Here is a 17,679-nt window from a genome sequence, read left to right on the forward strand (position 1 = left end):
TTAACTCACAGATGTACCTGTCACGGGTCTTCGCCGTTCATAGGCAAAAACGACCATTACCGCTCCTAGGATAGCACACATCATGTACATAAATGAATAGGAAGAAAAGTCAGCAACCGGTCCCATAACGACACCGCCCAGAGAAACGCCCAGATCTGCCGTCGCTATAAATAATCCAATCAGCACATTTCGATTAAGCTGTGGCAACACAAAGGATAAATAGGTGGTTAACGTCGGATACAGGATGGATTGAGCTATTCCCATCAAAATCGCCCCCACATAGAAAAAAACAGCTCCTCCTGTTATCGAAAAGCTTACACACAGCGCAGCCACTGCCAAAAGAAACATCGTTCCCATAATAAATGGTGCGTGCCATTTGCCGTCCGAAGGGATTCTTTTCCGAAGCATAATCCGGGCTAGCACTACGGTTCCTGCTTGAAGCATCAGATAGACACCCGCATTACCGCTTGGCAGTTGGCCGGCATATAAAGGAATAAAGGTCGTAACCGCTCCGAATACAACGGAGGCACTAAGCATCAATACACTACATTTGAACAGGAACGGATTTTTGACCAGCTCACTAAAGGATTGGAATACGCCTACGTTCTGAGCAGGAACATTTTCGGTAGGCTGCTCCGTGCTCTTGTCCATTTTGGCGCTATATCCAAACACGCCTGTACAGATGGCAATACCAATCAGAACCACTGTAAAATAATCCATTCCTCCGGTCTGCCAAATTCCCAATGCAAGAACAGGACCCACAATGCCCGGTATATAGCTAAATAACGAATAATATGAAATGCCCTGGGAACGATCTTTCTCCGGCAGGGCATCGATAATGCCGATCTGTAACGCCATGGAGAAGAAAGCGGTCGATACCCCCTGTAAAATACGAGCGACCAAATAGCCACCGAGTCCCGTAAACGTATATAAAATCAGGGCAAAGCCGTTGACGATCAGGATAAAACGCAATACTTTGATCGGCCCTTGTTTTTGAATGATATGACCTGCCCATGGCCTGAAAAACATCGTTGTAAACATGTAGGCTCCCATGATTAGCCCAATGGTTGTACTGCTGGCGCCCAGGGATTCCCCCTGCAAAGGGATAATTACATTGAGAATAGCATTTGCACTAAAATATAGAAGAACCAGTATGTACAAACGCAGAAAAGGCCCAGACATCGCTCCACTCACAATGGACTTCCCCCTAAAATGTAATTAAATGCTTCAATAATTTTTTGGCATATTCGGACTGGACATCCTTGAGCTGCCCAATCGGAACTATTTCCTCAATCTGACCATCTCTGAAAATAATGACCCTGTCGCAAATATAGGCTGCCGCCTGAATATCATGCGTGATAAACACATAGCTCATCTTGTAGATTTTCTTTAATTGTTTTAACAATTGCAGCACCTGGATCTGAACAGACACATCCAGAGAACTGATGGCTTCATCCAATAAAATACATTTCGGTGCAGTGGAGATGGCTCTTGCAATACATACTCTCTGAGCCTCTCCTCCGGATAATTCATGAGGATATTTCCGTCTGTAGGACGGGTCCAATCCAACTTGATATAACAACTCATCGACCTTGCTTTGCATATGTTGCTGAACCTTTTTTTGAGCCTTCAGGGGCTCGATGATCGCTTCTTCAACGGTAAAAAACGGATTAATGGAAGACGTATAATTTTGAAATACCGCACTGATGTTTCCCATTCTCACACTGCGATCCTTCACGTTTTTCCCCTCAAACAAAATGGTTCCACGATCCGGCTTTTCAATGCCCAGGATCAACCGTCCCAAGGTGGACTTGCCACTTCCACTTTCGCCGATGATGCCGAGACATTCGCCATGGTGGCATTCAAATGCAACATTCTTCAAAACCTGCTGTCTTTGTTTGGAAAACAGCCCGCTCTGTCTATAGGTTTTCTCAATGCCATCCACCTTCAGCACTTATAACCCCTCCTGCATCAATTTCTTGAAATGGTTGCTCAGCTCCAGTCGGGTAGACACTAAATATTGGGTATATGCATGTTCCGGTTCTGAAAACACGGACTGAATGTCTCCTCTTTCGACAATAGCTCCGTCCTTCATGACCATAACCTCGTCCGCAATTTTCTGCACCACACCGAGATCATGCGATATAAACATCATGGAACATCCCATGCGTTCGCGTAATTGAATCAACTGTTCAACCACCTCGTACTGAGAGATCGTATCCAGCGCCGTTGTCGGTTCATCCGCAATAATCAGATCCGGCTCTAACACCAGTGCCAGCGCGATCATGATTCGCTGCAGCATCCCGCCAGACAGCTCGTGCGGGTATTGATTCAGGATGTCTTGCGGATTTTTCAACATGACGCTTTCCATGGCATTTTTTATTTTCCGCTCAATCTCCCGGGTATTCCAGCCAAAGTGCTCCTGAAGTGTCTCCCGGATATGGACACCAATCACACAGGAAGGATCGAATGCACTCATGCCATTTTGCAAAATCAGGCAGAGATTTCTCCCTCTTTTTTTTCTCATCTCTTTTTCCGTAAGCTGGTTCAGATTCTCACCTTTGAATAAAATGGTTCCGGATTGCTGAAGCCACGCTTTATTCAGTCGCATAATGGATCTGCACGTCACGGACTTGCCACTCCCGCTCTCCCCCACGATGGCCAGACAGCTTCCTTGCTTTACCTGAAATGAACTGTCATGAATAATGACTTTACCCGTACGTGTATCCCATACTTTCAAGTTTTCAACCTCTACTATATTCATAAACCGTTTTTCCCACCTCTTTCTTGCGAACCTTGCCTTGATAGGTCATTAATTTAGGATCCAAAGCAACCTGGAGTGCATCCGACAGAAAATTAAAAGCGGACACCACAATGACAATGGCCAGGCCAGGTGCCAACATTAATTCAGGTCTGGAGAACATGACCTCCCTTGCCTCGTTTAACATCATGCCCCATTCAGCATGGGGAGCCTGAATACCGAGTCCGAGAAAGGAGAGCCCCGAGATCTGCAGCATCATTGAACACATGGAACCACTTGAGATCACCGCGATATCGGCAAATGTAACTGGAACAATGTGCCTGGTTATAATTCTCAGGTTGGGCGTGCCGGATGCCTTGGCGAATTTCACATAATCCATTTCGGAGAACTGCATCACAGAGGTTCGAATGACGCGGGCAAACCAGGCCCATTTCATAAATACAAAGGCAATTAAAATATTTTCCAGCCCTGAACCCAAAATGCCGACTACCGCCAAGGTCATCACATATCCAGGGAAGGACAGCATGATATCACAGATTCTCATAATCAAAGCATCTGTTTTTCCCTTAAAGTAACCCGCGATAAATCCGACAACAGCTCCAACCAAAACTGACAGAATCAATGCAACCAAAACCCATAAAACACTGGGACGAATGCCGTAAATGAGCCTGGATAAAACACATCTGCCCAAGTGATCATTCCCTAACAGGTACGCCCAGGATGAGGATGCATATCGAAGCTTCATATTCACTGCCTCGGGGTCATGTGGTGCAAATAAAGGGGCAAATATGCCAGCAACAATAGTGACCACGATAATCGCCAATGATGTAATAGCCAGCTTGTCTTTGCTCAAATTTTTCAATATTCTCATCAGATATCCTTTCTCAACCTGGGATTCATCGCAGCATTGATAATGTCCGAAAGTGTATTAAACAACACAAACGTTACCGCCAAAATCAAAACATATGCCTGAATAATCGGGAAATCCCGACTTAGAATCGATCGCACGCTGAGTCTCCCGAGTCCCGGCCATGCAAATACATTTTCAATGACGACTGTGCTCCCCAGCACGATGGGGATCGCCATGCAAAATATTGACACCGCCACTTGAAGTGAGTTTCTTAAAATATGCATGGTCACCTTTTTCTCGCTTAATCCGCTGGCTCTTCCATAGAGCACATAGTCCTCATTCAGATTGCTTAACATGGAACTTCGTACTGTTCTAAAATAAATGCCCGTGTAACTTACCGTAATCACAATAACCGGCAGGATATAACTTTTGTAGGAGTCCATCCCGCTGGTTGGCAACAGATCCAATTTGACAGAAAAGTACCAAATCATGATTGCCGCAAGCCAATAGGATGGCATCGCCGTAAGGAAAAATGAGATGCCTCTTACCGATTTATCGATGACTTTCCCTTCTCTCATGGCACAGATCACGCCCAAGAGGATCGATAACACAATAATAAAAATGGATGAGACCAGTGTTAACTTTAGCGTATTCAGAAAGGCCGGACCTACCATTGACCATACGGTTTCACCCGATACATAGGAGTTGCCAAAGTCAAACTGCAATACGGCAATCATCCAGTTTATATACTGGATCATGAACGGTTTATCGAATCCTAATGCTTCGTTGGTTTGGGCGATTAATTCATCTGTGATCTGGGGAACGTCCTGTGCCTGTAAGACCACTACGGCGGGGTCCAGAGGAGAGAGATTAATTAAAACAAACGTTATAAATGAAATAATGATCAGCAAAGGTATGGCCAGCAATATTCTTCTGACGATATAACTTCCCATATCCATCTCCTTTTCGGACGAATTCGTATTCATTTACAATAAAGGGGGGGGAGTTGTCCTCCCCCCCTGTTGATGTCATTCCTATTTAAAATTCATTTGCTCAAATGGCAATTCATATTGAGTCTGCTTGAATGAAATTCCGTCCAGACTTTGGGGAGCGACTACCGTAACACGCCCGTTGGTAAGAGGAATAAACACCGCTTCATCATGAACAATTTTCATAATATCCGCATATAACGCTTTTCTTGTTGCTTCATCTGTAGACACCATGACTTCCTCAATTTTTTTATACAATTCCTCTGCTTGGGGAAGGCCGCTTGTCGTATGTTTATAGGATGAATCCGAAGTAAACGCAGAGATTGTGCTCTGTGGGTCGTACGCCAGTCCCCAGGTCTGATTGAATAATAGATCATACTCGCCGGTTGACCTTCTGTTTGCGATGGAAGTGGACTCCTCTCCAACAATTTCCACTTGCATCCCTATTCCTTTTAACGAATTTTGGATAAATTCTGCCTGTGTTTTTTGGGAAGAGGAATTGCTGTCATAATACAAGGTCATGGCTAGGGGCTTACCATTTTTCGTTCTCACAGCTTCACCATTCGCCAGCGTCCAACCCGATTTTTCCAAAAGTTCTTTCGCGGTTTCCGGATTGTAATCCCGTTTTTTCAAGTCAACATCCGCGTAATTGACGTTGGATGAAAACAAGCTGTCCGCTACCGTTTGCGTTCCATCAAAAATATCGTTACTGATGCTTTCCCGGTCGATGCCATACCATACGGCTTCACGAACAGCCTGATCTTGAACCGGGCTATCCATTTTGCTGCTATTGGCTACAATCATGGCGGTATTCATCGGTTCACTTCGCACGATTTGATAATCGCCAGACTCGGCCAATTGATTCATCGCTTCAATATCAATGCTGTCTGCACCCCGATCATCGGTAAATACAAAGTTGATTTCCCCTTTTTGTAATGCCAGGAATGTCGTTTCTCCTGCCGGAAGAACCTTGGATGTGATTTTCTTGATTTCAGGTGCGCCACCCCAGTAAGCTTCATTCGCTTCAAACGTAGCATTCTCGTCGAGTTTATGTCCGGTAAGCTTGTAGGGGCCTGTACCATGATAACCACTCACCCCGTCTTTGGTTCCGCCGTCCTTGAAATCCTTGGGGGATATGAAGACATAAGGTCTGGTCATGGACAGTTCCACTAGCGCCGGGTAATAGGCTTCCGAGAGTGTCAGCTCCACGGTATGCTCATCCACAACCTTCACATTCGTAATTTTGGCAGAAAGCTTAATCCAGGTATGTTTTTCCGCATTGGCCTGAACCGCATCGATATTTTGTTTGACTGCCTCTGCATTAAAAGGCTCGCCATCATGGAATTTCACATCTTTGCGCAGATGAAACGTATAGGTCTTGCCATCCTCTGAAATATCCCATGATTCAGCCAGCAACGGCTTGATTCCATCGACCGTGTTTTCAACCAAAGACTCGTAAACCATCCCTTGAGCAGGCATGGAGCCGGGATACAGATGGGGATTCATATCGTTAATATCCTTGGCAGAAGCATAGATAAGTTCAGTCTGAACCTGACTATTGGCAGGCTCCGTTTGGGCCTCCCCTTTTGGGCTCTGTCCGCATCCGGCGAGCAGCGCAATGGCAGACGCCAGCAATAATATAGATGTAAAAGCACGACCCTTTTTCACAACATTTCCTCCTGATGAGCAAATTTAAATTCAAACTTTACACAAGACCACTACCCGACCAGAACAACCTTCCGATCCCTGTTATCCCCAGATTTTTTGATTCCCTTTTCCAAAGGGAAAATCCGGGGATAAAGGGGAACGCTTCGCTTCTTCAGGTTTTTTCTGCTCCCTCCGTTACTGTGTAAAAATAAATTTAATTTGCATTATTTAAATGTAATTAGACCCTTAAAAGTCCGGTGCAGATCATGCGGATATCCTCGTCAAAGGATTGGATCACAAAGGCGTCGGACAAGCGTTGATTCGGGTGTGCGTTAGCCACTTCCTGAATCTTCGCCTCATATCTGGCGATGAATTGATCAATGGTTGAACAGCTCACATCGAGATGTCGGGCAATGCCCTGAATGATTTTGATGCGGTAGTAATCTTCCTTGGGCATGCGGGGAATATCCAGCTCCCCTTCACGGTTCATGAACATTTTGCGGAATGGTACCGCTGAAAAGTCGAAATATTTCCCTGCCGAATCGGGTTCCGAGAATGGATCAATCAATAATGAGGTATACCGTATGTATAATAAATACTCTTGATGAATGACCTGCAACTGATTGAAATTCTCGATATCCTGTCTTGATAAACTCTCTAATCTTACCGGATAATTGTCATCCGTCATGAATTGAAGCAGATTGACTCCCTGGATATTGAGCCGGTCCGTAATATTCATAATCTCCTGCCACTGTGCCCGCATTTCCCGTATCAACACTTGTGTAATCGGACCTTCAGGATACATCTTGTATACATATTTCTGAATATCCGATGCTCCAAAGATGGCCTCTAATGAGAAGTCATTCATGAACAAGGGCGGATGCACGTACAACGAAATATTTCTCGTTTCCGCTTCCAATGGGGATTGCATCACTTCCAGCGCAACACCCAAACGGTCATAAACTTGGCATAGCTTGCTGACCTGTTCAGACGGGTAAAGAGTCGAACCGATATAGACCTTTTTCTTGACTCCTGTAGTAATCACATGATTCGACGGATGTTCGTGCATCCAACGGGTATCTCCAAGGTAGGTAGAGAAACTGATCACTTCCGGATCTGCATTCCGCTCTCTCATATAATGGCTCACCAGACCATTGGACCCGAAGGTTGGAGAAACCAAAACAATACATTTTACTTGTTTAATGAAGTTCTCATTCATTTGTTCCAACACATCGATATAAGCATCCGTGGTTACAGCCAAAATGAGTGTGTCCCATTCACCTTCAATGGTTTCATATCCTTTGAACACATGATCAACGTAACATTCACCTGCCAGCGGCTGATGCTTCTCATTTTGAATGCTGACCTGAATACGTTGATTGCTCTGTTCGAGGGCTGCAAACATCGATGCTGAACGAACCGATTGTCTCCCTGCAATGCCTATACAGCAGTTGAGATGATCTTTGAGCGTTACCGCAAGCTGAATGGATGCAGGTCCGGTTCCGAGTATCAGAATTCGCTGAAGATTGCTCATATAAGCCTCCTTTATTTCAAAGTTCAACCTGGACTCCATTTGGATTGACTTGGATGGCTATGCTTTCTGGTACAACGCAATATCGAACACATCATCGGGACGCAGGATCTTGTCCACCAGCTTCCACTTGCTGCTGTCCGTCTCTCTCATGGGATAATTGAACAAGGACTTCAACTGGTCACCATATCTCATGGCTACAACCACCTGCGCATTCGTCAGGGCATGCAGTTGATCGAGCAGATCATATTTAGGGGCCACGGTAGAGCTGAAAATGATATGGGTTGCTTCCCTGGTATAATCCAGATCCTCCAGCAATGTTGACTCCAAACGAATCTTCAAGCCCGCGCCCAGCGTCTCCACCACCTTCTGCCCGAGTGTAATGGATTCTTCATCAATATCGATTCCAACGACCTCTGCACCTGTTCGCTTGGCGATGAGTAATGGGGTCATGGGGAATGAACCCGAGCCTACCAACAACACTTTCGAATTGGAGGTGACATGGAAGCTGCCGAATTCTTTATCGATACACTCTTCGATGTTTTTGAAATAATCGGCAATCTGCACATCCCCGTTCTCCAACTTCAATGCACGATATTTCTCCATGATCGCCACACACTGAGCGGATTTATTTCTTAACGCCCACACAAGCGAATCAAGCTCTTCCAGCTCCGATTGCTCCAACTGTTCCCAGGCAGCCTTATTCTCCTGATCGGTCACAAAGCGGGAGTAGTCATTGATCACAGCCTCCAGCTCCGAACTATGCTGAATCGTATGATCATACTTGCTCGCGAGCTTATCAAATTTCTCTGCAAACTCACTCAAACATGTCTGAAAATGGACCAATGTGATCATTCCTTTGCCCCCTATACGTTGTCATGGTCATGTACCTCATGCGTTTACATTGCTCCATTCCATTGGAGCATCTATGAAGGCTTTGCCCTGTGCCACGATCCCAACAGATCCCTCAATCGTAATACTCTCAAGTTCTGTCCCATTCCACTCGGCTATCACTTTGATTGCACCACCGGGCTGCTTGATGTACTGCGTAATCTCTCTCTGCTGGCTCCATGCGAGATAGGCTCCTACGGAGGCCGTACCCGAACCACACCCTCTCTCCCAGATCAGACTATCCAGCTCTGGAACATAGATGAGCGGGGCCATTTCTTCCGAGTGTGATTGATATAACAAGATACCGATCAGCTTATCTCCCATGGTTAGTCCCAGTAATCTTGCAAGGGTCTGTGCCCTCTTCTTCATCGTATCGTCGAAGTCATCGACTTCGATCACGATATGGATGAACTCAGCGTACCGGAGGATCACCATATCCAGCTCCATGCCTTCGTACCGAATTGTTCGCTGTTCGATCTGTCTCGGAACAGGCATGGTTATCTGGCAGTCGTATTCGTTCTGCTGCTTCTTCACATGGCACATGATCAATTGATCGGTTCCGGAAACCTCCAGCATAATATCCATAGACTCCTGTTGTGCCAGTCCTGCTTCAGATGCGAGGTGTGCTGCAAGTGCCATACAGGCATTGCCACAGAACTCTCCTCCGGCCATTTCCAGATGAGCAGCAGCTTCCGGTCTCCGCGTTGGTTCAATGAACCCCACTTGTTCAGCATAAACGTTGTCATACGACATTAGGCGGGTAGCAATATGACTGTATTGCTCGGCTGCATGATCCGTTTCAACCAGAATCGTCATGTTTTGGGTGGGACTGAACTTGATAAAATCAATCTCCTGTTTCATCGCAGCGGCTGCTCCTGTCCTTATTATTAGGATTACGTTGGTATACTTTCCCTTACAAATACTAATAGTAATGATTACGATTATCAACCGAGAAAAATATAGCACATCCTTTTGGGGAGCGTCAACAAATATTTCCATTTGTAAAAGAATGCACTTCATTCGGTCCTTTACTTCTCCTCCTGTCAGAAAACCCAAACAGAGCTGACGTTTACGCGCCAGCTCTAGCCAAAATTGCAACGTTCGATAAGGTTCAACATAACCAAATAGAAAGATTAAATTATAAGTTTTAAATATGAATCGTTTTACAAAATTAATCTCTATTAGCCCGTCCAAACTGGTCTAACGCCTGTTTCGCTAATACAGTGTAGAGCTCGATCTGATCCGGACTTCCATCTATGGCCCACCTCAGGGTGTCAAAAGCTTTCAATAGCAACACATGCCTCGCTTGGTTCAGTTCACGCTCCTGCTCTTGTGTACTTGTCCCATACCCTTCTAAAAACGCTTTCAATTCTTCCTTGTCTGGACCCTCACCCCGTAGCTGGCATTGCATGAGTTGAATGATATCGCCGTACGGCACGACGGTGACCTCCGCATTTCCCCAGTCCAGAAGGGTAATCTCACCCGTAGAACTTACGATTGTATTCTTCAAGGAGAGATCGCCATGGCATAAGCCAAAGCGGAACTTTTGCATTTTCAATTGTTCGAACCATTGCCTTACGACCTGTGATTCCTTCATCGTAATGACACCAAGCTCAATCAATGGATCTTGCTCCGTGAGACTATTGATATTGTATTGCACATATCCTTGCCAACTGCCATCTGATCCTGCATGAGGAGGAGAATAAAATTGGTTTTGTACCTCATCGTGCATTTCCCTTCCAAAACCAGTCACCGGGATGGATTGAAACTGTTTTGTGAACTCACGTTGGTCATAGTTTAAAAGGAAATCGATGATCTTTCAATCGCTACGCTCTAGTGATATAACTTCCAACTCGTATGTAATGTTTGGATGCGGAATGAGTCAGAGCGATTCCACAGGATACCGCTGCATCTTTCATTCCGCATCATGCTGCTGATTCGCATAAACAGATCACCTGACATTACAGATCTGGGTTCAAGAGCTGAGGTGGGGCGATAATCGGCCATCCTTCTTCCATCGAATCCAGTTGGTCCGCAGACACGCTGACAATATGCCCGGAAAGCACGCCCCAACGTTCTGCGGCATAAACGGATACAAATCTTCTGCGCTTTCCTCCGCTAATCTGATATCGAATCTCGGGTGCATCCACTGCGGCAACAATACTTCCTTCTGCCCAGGCATTGGGAGAACCCTGAACCGCTGTCGTATGCACCTGATGTGACTCCACCGGCCATCCTTGCACGTCCCCCGCTGATATCAGTGCTTCTCCGGCAGGAATGCCGAGCAGATCCGGTTTCGCAACCTGAACAGGAGATATGCCACGCGGTACAGGGATGTTTAGCTTACGCCGCCGCCCACTAGTCAATGTATAGACATCGCCTTTGGCATCAGACACGAACGAGCCTTCGGGGTAAAATTCACTGCTGCGTCTGAACTGTAGTGCTGGATTTTGGCTACCTTGCGTTGAGATTCGCTGACGTGGATCAGTCGTGCTCGTATCCCTATCCTCTTGTTGACCGGATGGGTTAAGAGAGGTTTGTTGTCTTCCCAAGCGAGAGGTTTCGGCAACCAGCGTATGGGGATCTCCCCACTTTTGGCTGTAAAACTGCTCGTTATCCTTGTTCACTACAGCAAAATCCTGCTCCCCCAGTGCTTTCATGCTGACACTTCCGAAGTGATGAATAAAGGCATCACCGGCAACCGCAAGTTGGTATCCTGCCAGCTTCACCCGGATGATCCAGTCGTCATCTTCAAAATTCCCCACCGCATACCCTTCGTCCAGATAACCTACCCGCTCCAGCAACTCCCGTGAGAACAGCCAGCAAAATCCGACCAGACGATCGGTTATTCGATGTTTGTCTGCATCGGGACGATTATGTGTGGCGGCAAAAGGCCACATCTCTTCTACCTCACGGTACGGAACCTGAATCTGCTGATCCCCGCCAATATAGTTGGTCACCGGACCCACCACACCAATCTTCGGATCACTGGCAAGACAAGTCATCATATTATCCAGCCAGCCCGGGGTAACCAGCGTATCGTTGTTCAGTACGATGATATGTCGTCCTCTCGCCATCATCAGCCCATGATTGACACCTCCGGCAAACCCCCGGTTCTTATCCAGGGCAGCAACCCTCACCATACCGCCTTTACGGAGCATGGCCTCGGCAGTTCCATCCTTGGAGGCATTATCCACGACGATGATCTCGAAGGGAGCAGGGGTATGCTTTTCGATACTGGACACACATTGCAGCACATAGTCCCGCTGATTGTACGTGGGGATAATGATGCTAACTCCTTCAAAAACAAGACCAAACGAGCTCTGTCCCTGGCGGACACCTTCGTTGTATCCTCTGTTATACCCCTGTTTGTAGAGCCTTGCGCCTTTGGCTGTGCGCCTGCTTTTGCCTTTACGTCTGGATTTCCGTATTGAGCGACGACCTGCTGCATGCAGGACTGCCATGTCAGATCGCGAGACATCGTGCTGTGTGGCACGGCGGTCCGCTTTTTTTTCGCTGCTTATGCTGCCATTCCGGTTGTTTTCACTGCGATTGCTGATGTTTGAAGTGTTGTTATGGGGACTGTTACCCTTACGATGGCTGACGTTTCGAGCATTATTCTTGTTACTATGCCTGTGACGTCCTTCCCCACGTTGTTGATCGGATGTACTCATGTTGCTTCCTCCATTTCCACTCGTCCGTGAGAACAGTGTCGCACTTTACTTGCTCCCGGACGGTCCACTAGAGTTGAAGCTCTCCGGTTACCAGTTTGTCTGCCAAATGTCCAAAATCCAGAGCGACCTTACCGAGTTCACCTGCGATTCGCCTACATAGGATGACCGCCGGAATTCCTGCCGCCACCAGCGCGATATCAAAAGCATGTTCAGCGGTTTGCTGCATCACCCTCGGAACATCCATGACTCCCGCTACAGAACCAATGATGCCTGTGACATGAACCCCCCGACTATGCAGCAGTGCCGCAAGCTCTGCAGCCTGGCTGCCGATGAGCAGAACCCGGCGCCCTTGCAGCACGGGCAGCACTAGACCAGACTGATGCAGGCTGTAATTGATCGTGGAGCTGGTCAATTTCAGCCCAGACCAGTCGATTCCGAAGTGGCGCAATACGGGGAAGAGCAGTCCCTGAAACGTAGGCGCACGCGAGATCGGCACGCCAACCCAGTCGGCGGCCTGAATCGCTTCCGCGAGCATTGCGCGGATGTCTGGCGTTGAGCATGGCACCCCTGCATAGGGCAGAAACGGTGCCAGCTCCTGCACTTCATGGCCGGGCAGCACCGTATCGGCTGCCAGGGTGAGCAGTTCGCCATCTCCGAGGCGAACGACAGACAAGGGGCGCTGTGCATCCAGCGCCGCCATGATGTGGCCAGCCATCTCATGAGGGCTGGCCAGCCGGGTCAGGCTGGGCGCGTATTGGCGGAAGCCCGCCGCGATCAGATCTGCCGCCGCCACGGCAGGCAGAATGTGATCCGGCGGGATGTGCTGCGCCACCAGCGCCTCCCCGCCGGCGAATACGCCGTCGCGGTAGCCCTCGGCGTAGCCGCCGGGCACGGCCTGCGCCTGCGCTGCGTGCTCCGCAGGCGCAGCAGGCAGGCCCTTCGCGCTGCCCGCATTCGCGGCGGCAGCGCCTTCCCGCCCCGCGGGGGCGACACCCTTCGGGAGTGTCGCCTGGCGCGAGGCGGGGCCAGCACCGCTGGCAGGCATCGCCTGTGGCGTGCTGGCTTGCGGTGCTGGCATGGGCGCACGGCGCATCGCCGTGCGCTGCTTGGCGCGGGCAGCGGCACGCCCGCCCCGCGCTGGTGCATGCCTGCGCCCAGCAGTGGCCTGGCGCAGACCGGCTTTGCCTTTGCCGGCGGGGCTCGCCCTGCTGGTACGGCTGGGTTTGCCCGTATTACCTGCCCTACGCACATAGCTCGCTCTGCCCGCAGCACTGCCCGTGTTGCCCGCTTTGCCTGCACGGACCTTGTGCCCTGCACCTGCAGACGTACTCGCTTTTGTCCGGGTACTTCGTTTCCCCGACTTAACACCTCTGACTCCAGCGGACCCTGTCCCTGCTCCCGCTGCTGTACCACTGCCCGTGAATACGGACGGGTGCGTGCCCCGGGGTTTACCTGTCACCATAGCCCCAGCGGCCCCGGTGCGTATCGCTACTCTCACGCCATTCCCTCCTTTGGCATGCACGTGGCTTGTCGCTGCGCAAAGCGCCGGAGCATCCTTCCAGCTCCGGCGCAGGGTGTTCTGCTCCCATGGGGCACCGCACAGCGGCAACATCAGGCGCATTGATGTTAGGGCAATTGTCCTTTCATGCGGACAGCTGCTTCCTGGAGCGAATCAAACGTACCCGCATCACTCCAGTATTTTTGCAAAATATCATATTCCAATCCACCCGCAGATGCGTAGTGATTGTTCACATCCGTAATTTCAAGCTCTCCGCGCGCAGACGGCGTGATGTTGCGAATGAGGTTGAATACATGATCGTCATACATGTATATGCCCGTTACACAATAAGAGGTTTTCGGATGGCTTGGTTTTTCCTCAATGTACGAGATTCGCTCCGGATGCTGTAGATCAAAGACCGGCACCCCATAACGACGTGCATCATCCACCTCTTTAAGCAGAACCCTTGCTGTACCGGCAGGTTGCTGCATATAACGGTCCACATAAGGCTTCAGATCGTCACTGAAGAGATTATCCCCCAGAAGCACAACGAATTTTTCTCCAGGAAGGATAAAGGCGGTCGCCAAATCCAATGCTTCTGCAATCCCGCCCGCCTTTTCCTGAATGCGATACGTCAGCTTGACCCCATAATCCGCTCCGCCACCAAGATACTCTGTGTACAGCCCGGCGGAATGTTTGTTGATTACAATCAATAGTTCATCAATGCCTGCCTGGCGGAGCCTGTCGATACCATACATAATCATCGGATGTTTACCGACTGGGAGCAGATGTTTGTTAATGAGCCGGGTCAGAGGATACAGTCTAGTTCCTGTTCCGCCGGCAAGAATTACACCTTTCATTCCACGTTCCCTCCTTCATCGGATGTGTCCATATATTCAAGCGGATCGACATGCCATTTGCTCATAAAAATCGAACGATTACGCTCAAGCAGCTGTTTCCACGCCAACTTATCTGTCTTCTGGAAGCTTGCACTTCCCTGATGATGCACGAGGACATCCCCGCATACCAGCAAGCGATATCCCTGTAATCTTGCTCTATAACAATAATCGTCATCCTCATAGTGTCCCGGAGAGTACGCCTCGTCAAGCAGTCCGACCGATTCCACTACACTTCGTTTTATCAGCATACACAGACCGACAATCCGGCGCACTTCCCTCCACCTTGAAGAATCCGCAACATTGTTGGAAGCGGCCAGCTCCTGAAAATGTTCGATGTTTCGAAACGCCAGTTCAATCTGCTGGATGCCGCTGGCATAATTGGTGACAGGACCCGTAATCCCAATACTTGCATCACTGTACAGAGCAGTTCGCAGGTTCTCCAGCCAACGGGGCGTGACCGTAACATCATTGTTTAGCAGCAACAGCTCATCCCCGCAGGCTGCACGAATTCCAGCATTACACGCTGCCGGAAATCCCCGATTATCCGGGAACCTGACAAAACGAATCCGCTCCAGTGCACAATATTCAGCCGTTCCATCCGTCGAACCATTATCCACAACGACAATTTCGTATGACGCAGGGTCACCCGAGTATTGTCGTATCGCATCAATGCAGGGCCTGATCAGATCCAGCCCGTTGTACGTTGGGATAATCATACTCGTCAGTGTCATCTGGCGTTCCTCCTGTAAGCCACTTCTGCGCGGGAGAGCGTGTGTGCCTGGGATGCATTCCAACCCGTATCCAGCCAGGTAGCCAGTGCCTCCAGATGATCTCCGATGATCAATCTGGCGACATCATTCCCACTCCCCGTGTTACCGGGACGCAACCGATTGGACCGGATAACGTCCACCTGACTTGGTGCCGATACGCTCATCCCATGCTGAATTGCCAGGCTCTGTGCCTTAGGCGGAACGGCCAGTGATGCCGGCTTCACGGTCTGAATCATACGACGAGACAAGGCGTGGGGCACGGCTGTCATGGAATTGGAACCGAGATCTGCCCTGCCTAAGGTTCGGTTCAGATATGCCTTAATCCGGCTCACCTCATCCTGACCTGCAAACGGAGGAAGCAAGGAGGTCAGATTATTCAACGCCACATCCTGTCCCCGATCCACTGCGAACAGAAATGGTGCAAGCTGTTCCGCCGATACGACCATATCCCCATCCACAAAGAGAACTATCTCCGCATCCGTCATCTTGGCTCCAATGGACCGGCCCACATCATGTCCGGCCCGATCCGGTTCATACACGAGCGTTATCCCCGGCTGCCTCAGCACCTGTTTCAAACTGTCATCGGTCGTTCCATTCAGTACGACAATGATATCTGTCAGAGGCAAACGCTGTAGTTGCGACAACACCTGCCCCAACGTACGTTCCTCATTGCAGGCACAGACAACGGCAGCAGCCGAATGACGAAGGGGCAGCGGTACGATCTGAAATGAATGTCCTGAGGTATGGGCATATCCCTGCATAAATGCCTTGCCTGCATTCATGGCTATCTCAAAGTTGCCTAGCTCCGCAACGTTTGCCGCGTGTGTGTTCCATGCGAAACGCGCGTGTTTTTCTGACGCTGTGTTGTCTGCCTTCGCCTGGCTTCCTGCAAGTTGTCCAGCCTTCCACATCAAACGCAGATCCACCAGACCAGCTTCCGATCGGTTTCTTCTCGTTTTTGGGGTGATGGATTGCTTCTTGTTCCCATGACGCTTGTTGATACGACTGCTTCCTGTCGTCGTTCGTCTTCGTCTTCGTCTATTTGTTGTCCGCCTGCGGTGGACAAACCCTGAACGTCCCTTCATTTCCTCACCTCCAGCATGCTGCATCATCCGATGCGACATGCTTACCTCGCCAGGCTGCGAACACGTTGCAGATCGGTATGGCCTCCGCGGGGACCGAGCGTGTCAGTAATCCACCTGATCGCTGCCAGATGATCATTCAGCACCACTTGACTAAGCGGGTCAGGTCCGCTTCGTTTTTTGATTCGAACTGCATTCATTCTGCCCACAGGTACGTGATGAACAGCACGTACCCGGAGTCCGCCGATCACCGCCTTCGCTTGTGCGAGTGGCGGAACTTCCAGTGATGATATTCCGATAACCTCAAGTCCATGGCGGCTTATTGCATGCGGAATAGCTGTCATCGAGGCCCCTCGGAGATCGGATCTTGCGAGTATGCTGTTCAGCATGTGTTTGGCCTCCACTACGGGATGAACGGGGCTGCGAGTGACCGGCCCATGATAGTCGTTGAGCGCCACATCCGTCCCCTTCAGTACAGCCTGCACATAAGGTGCAAGGTGCTCTGCAGGAATGGTCATATCTGCATCAGTGAACAGCAATACCTGACCGCGTGCCTCCGCTGCGCCTACTTTTCGTCCTCCATCATGCCCCAGCGCTTCTGCATACGTGATCACTCGTGCTCCAGCCCGTTTGGCTGCGTTAGCCGTACCGTCTGTCGAACCATTCACGATGACAAGCACTTCAGCGTCACGGCATATCCGCAGTGCCTCCCTAACGACTGCACCAATCGTTTTCTCCTCATTCATGGCAGGAATAATGACCGAGAGCATCGGCCACTGAGAATCGTCCCCGTGTGGAGAATCATCTCTCATGCCATGTTCAGTCCCATTTTCGGCTCCATTCTTAGCCCCATCCTTTGCCTGTGGCCTCTGGTGTCTGGATGGAATAACGAACGTATAGGCCTTTGTACCCCTTTTCTGTCCAGGCTTCCATCTTCGTTTCTTCAGCACTGTTTTTCTTCGTGTCACTTTTGATTGAGTTGCATAATGTGCTGTGGGACGGGTTTTACGCAACACTTTCACCTCCCGCATTTCAATCATCGGCATGCCAAGGGAGTACACGTTATTCTATGTATTCGTGGAGCAGT

At 49.3% G+C, this 17,679-nt stretch carries 16 protein-coding genes; all 16 read right to left on the bottom strand.

The features are described from left to right. Nucleotides 1–1,194: a staphylopine family metallophore export MFS transporter CntE gene (cntE, locus tag AC1S8V_RS24020; protein WP_482071068.1), complete on the bottom strand. Its 1,194-nt coding sequence runs from the start codon at nucleotides 1,192–1,194 to the stop codon at nucleotides 1–3. 13 nt (nucleotides 1,195–1,207) lie between these two features. Continuing rightward, entirely contained in the window at nucleotides 1,208–1,954 is a 747-nt protein-coding gene (locus tag AC1S8V_RS24025; protein WP_482071069.1) for an ABC transporter ATP-binding protein, read from the bottom strand. Further along, nucleotides 1,955–2,764: a staphylopine uptake ABC transporter ATP-binding protein CntD gene (cntD, locus tag AC1S8V_RS24030; RefSeq protein WP_433746760.1), complete on the bottom strand. Its 810-nt coding sequence runs from the start codon at nucleotides 2,762–2,764 to the stop codon at nucleotides 1,955–1,957. Beyond that, entirely contained in the window at nucleotides 2,745–3,632 is an 888-nt protein-coding gene (cntC, locus tag AC1S8V_RS24035) for a staphylopine uptake ABC transporter permease subunit CntC (protein ID WP_482071070.1), read from the bottom strand. Before cntC ends, cntD begins: the two co-directional genes overlap by 20 nt. After that, entirely contained in the window at nucleotides 3,632–4,564 is a 933-nt protein-coding gene (gene opp1B, locus AC1S8V_RS24040) for a nickel/cobalt ABC transporter permease (protein WP_433746766.1), read from the bottom strand. The genes cntC and opp1B overlap by 1 nt, the downstream gene beginning before the upstream one ends. Nucleotides 4,565–4,645: 81 nt before the next feature. Continuing rightward, the gene (gene cntA / locus AC1S8V_RS24045) at nucleotides 4,646–6,268 is read right to left on the bottom strand and encodes a staphylopine-dependent metal ABC transporter substrate-binding lipoprotein (RefSeq protein ID WP_482071071.1); all 1,623 of its coding nucleotides are present in this window, start codon (nucleotides 6,266–6,268) and stop codon (nucleotides 4,646–4,648) included. Nucleotides 6,269–6,485: 217 nt separating this feature from the next. Further along, a complete protein-coding gene (locus tag AC1S8V_RS24050; protein ID WP_482071072.1) occupies nucleotides 6,486–7,781 on the bottom strand; it encodes an opine metallophore biosynthesis dehydrogenase in 1,296 nt (431 codons plus the stop codon). 57 nt (nucleotides 7,782–7,838) lie between these two features. Beyond that, nucleotides 7,839–8,633 carry an SAM-dependent methyltransferase gene (locus AC1S8V_RS24055; RefSeq protein WP_482071073.1) on the bottom strand — a complete coding sequence of 265 codons (795 nt, stop codon included), beginning with the start codon at nucleotides 8,631–8,633 and terminating at the stop codon, nucleotides 7,839–7,841. A 36-nt stretch (nucleotides 8,634–8,669) separates the two neighbouring features. Continuing rightward, nucleotides 8,670–9,530 (bottom strand): histidine racemase CntK family protein, encoded by an 861-nt coding sequence (locus tag AC1S8V_RS24060; protein WP_482071074.1) that lies wholly within the window; start codon nucleotides 9,528–9,530, stop codon nucleotides 8,670–8,672. Between the two features lie 310 nt (nucleotides 9,531–9,840). Next, nucleotides 9,841–10,401, bottom strand: a complete 561-nt coding sequence (locus AC1S8V_RS24065) for a phosphotransferase family protein (RefSeq protein WP_482071075.1) — start codon at nucleotides 10,399–10,401, stop codon at nucleotides 9,841–9,843. Nucleotides 10,402–10,630: 229 nt separating this feature from the next. Next, nucleotides 10,631–12,343 carry a glycosyltransferase family 2 protein gene (locus AC1S8V_RS24070; protein ID WP_482071076.1) on the bottom strand — a complete coding sequence of 571 codons (1,713 nt, stop codon included), beginning with the start codon at nucleotides 12,341–12,343 and terminating at the stop codon, nucleotides 10,631–10,633. A 67-nt stretch (nucleotides 12,344–12,410) separates the two neighbouring features. After that, nucleotides 12,411–13,964, bottom strand: a complete 1,554-nt coding sequence (locus tag AC1S8V_RS24075) for a GT-D fold domain-containing protein (protein ID WP_482071077.1) — start codon at nucleotides 13,962–13,964, stop codon at nucleotides 12,411–12,413. A gap of 5 nt (nucleotides 13,965–13,969) precedes the next feature. After that, nucleotides 13,970–14,701, bottom strand: a complete 732-nt coding sequence (locus tag AC1S8V_RS24080; RefSeq protein WP_482071078.1) for a sugar phosphate nucleotidyltransferase — start codon at nucleotides 14,699–14,701, stop codon at nucleotides 13,970–13,972. After that, nucleotides 14,698–15,471 (bottom strand): glycosyltransferase family 2 protein, encoded by a 774-nt coding sequence (locus tag AC1S8V_RS24085; RefSeq protein ID WP_482071079.1) that lies wholly within the window; start codon nucleotides 15,469–15,471, stop codon nucleotides 14,698–14,700. Before AC1S8V_RS24085 ends, AC1S8V_RS24080 begins: the two co-directional genes overlap by 4 nt. Further along, nucleotides 15,468–16,595 (bottom strand): glycosyltransferase family A protein, encoded by a 1,128-nt coding sequence (locus tag AC1S8V_RS24090; RefSeq protein ID WP_482071080.1) that lies wholly within the window; start codon nucleotides 16,593–16,595, stop codon nucleotides 15,468–15,470. Before AC1S8V_RS24090 ends, AC1S8V_RS24085 begins: the two co-directional genes overlap by 4 nt. Nucleotides 16,596–16,636: 41 nt before the next feature. Further along, the gene (locus AC1S8V_RS24095) at nucleotides 16,637–17,632 is read right to left on the bottom strand and encodes a glycosyltransferase family 2 protein (protein ID WP_482071081.1); all 996 of its coding nucleotides are present in this window, start codon (nucleotides 17,630–17,632) and stop codon (nucleotides 16,637–16,639) included. Nucleotides 17,633–17,679: the final 47 nt, after the last annotated feature.

The sequence above is a fragment of the Paenibacillus sp. B46(2026) genome, assembly GCF_056786355.1.

Coding starts and splice junctions, on each gene's coding strand:
- cntD (WP_433746760.1), bottom strand. CDS start 2,764: ATGAATATAGTAGAGGTTGAAAACTTGAAAGTATGGGATACACGTACG.
- cntC (WP_482071070.1), bottom strand. CDS start 3,632: ATGAGAATATTGAAAAATTTGAGCAAAGACAAGCTGGCTATTACATCA.
- opp1B (WP_433746766.1), bottom strand. CDS start 4,564: ATGGGAAGTTATATCGTCAGAAGAATATTGCTGGCCATACCTTTGCTG.
- AC1S8V_RS24050 (WP_482071072.1), bottom strand. CDS start 7,781: ATGAGCAATCTTCAGCGAATTCTGATACTCGGAACCGGACCTGCATCC.
- AC1S8V_RS24055 (WP_482071073.1), bottom strand. CDS start 8,633: ATGATCACATTGGTCCATTTTCAGACATGTTTGAGTGAGTTTGCAGAG.
- AC1S8V_RS24060 (WP_482071074.1), bottom strand. CDS start 9,530: ATGAAACAGGAGATTGATTTTATCAAGTTCAGTCCCACCCAAAACATG.
- AC1S8V_RS24065 (WP_482071075.1), bottom strand. CDS start 10,401: ATGCACGATGAGGTACAAAACCAATTTTATTCTCCTCCTCATGCAGGA.
- AC1S8V_RS24070 (WP_482071076.1), bottom strand. CDS start 12,343: ATGAGTACATCCGATCAACAACGTGGGGAAGGACGTCACAGGCATAGT.
- AC1S8V_RS24075 (WP_482071077.1), bottom strand. CDS start 13,964: ATGCGCCTGATGTTGCCGCTGTGCGGTGCCCCATGGGAGCAGAACACC.
- AC1S8V_RS24080 (WP_482071078.1), bottom strand. CDS start 14,701: ATGAAAGGTGTAATTCTTGCCGGCGGAACAGGAACTAGACTGTATCCT.
- AC1S8V_RS24085 (WP_482071079.1), bottom strand. CDS start 15,471: ATGACACTGACGAGTATGATTATCCCAACGTACAACGGGCTGGATCTG.
- AC1S8V_RS24090 (WP_482071080.1), bottom strand. CDS start 16,595: ATGAAGGGACGTTCAGGGTTTGTCCACCGCAGGCGGACAACAAATAGA.
- AC1S8V_RS24095 (WP_482071081.1), bottom strand. CDS start 17,632: ATGATTGAAATGCGGGAGGTGAAAGTGTTGCGTAAAACCCGTCCCACA.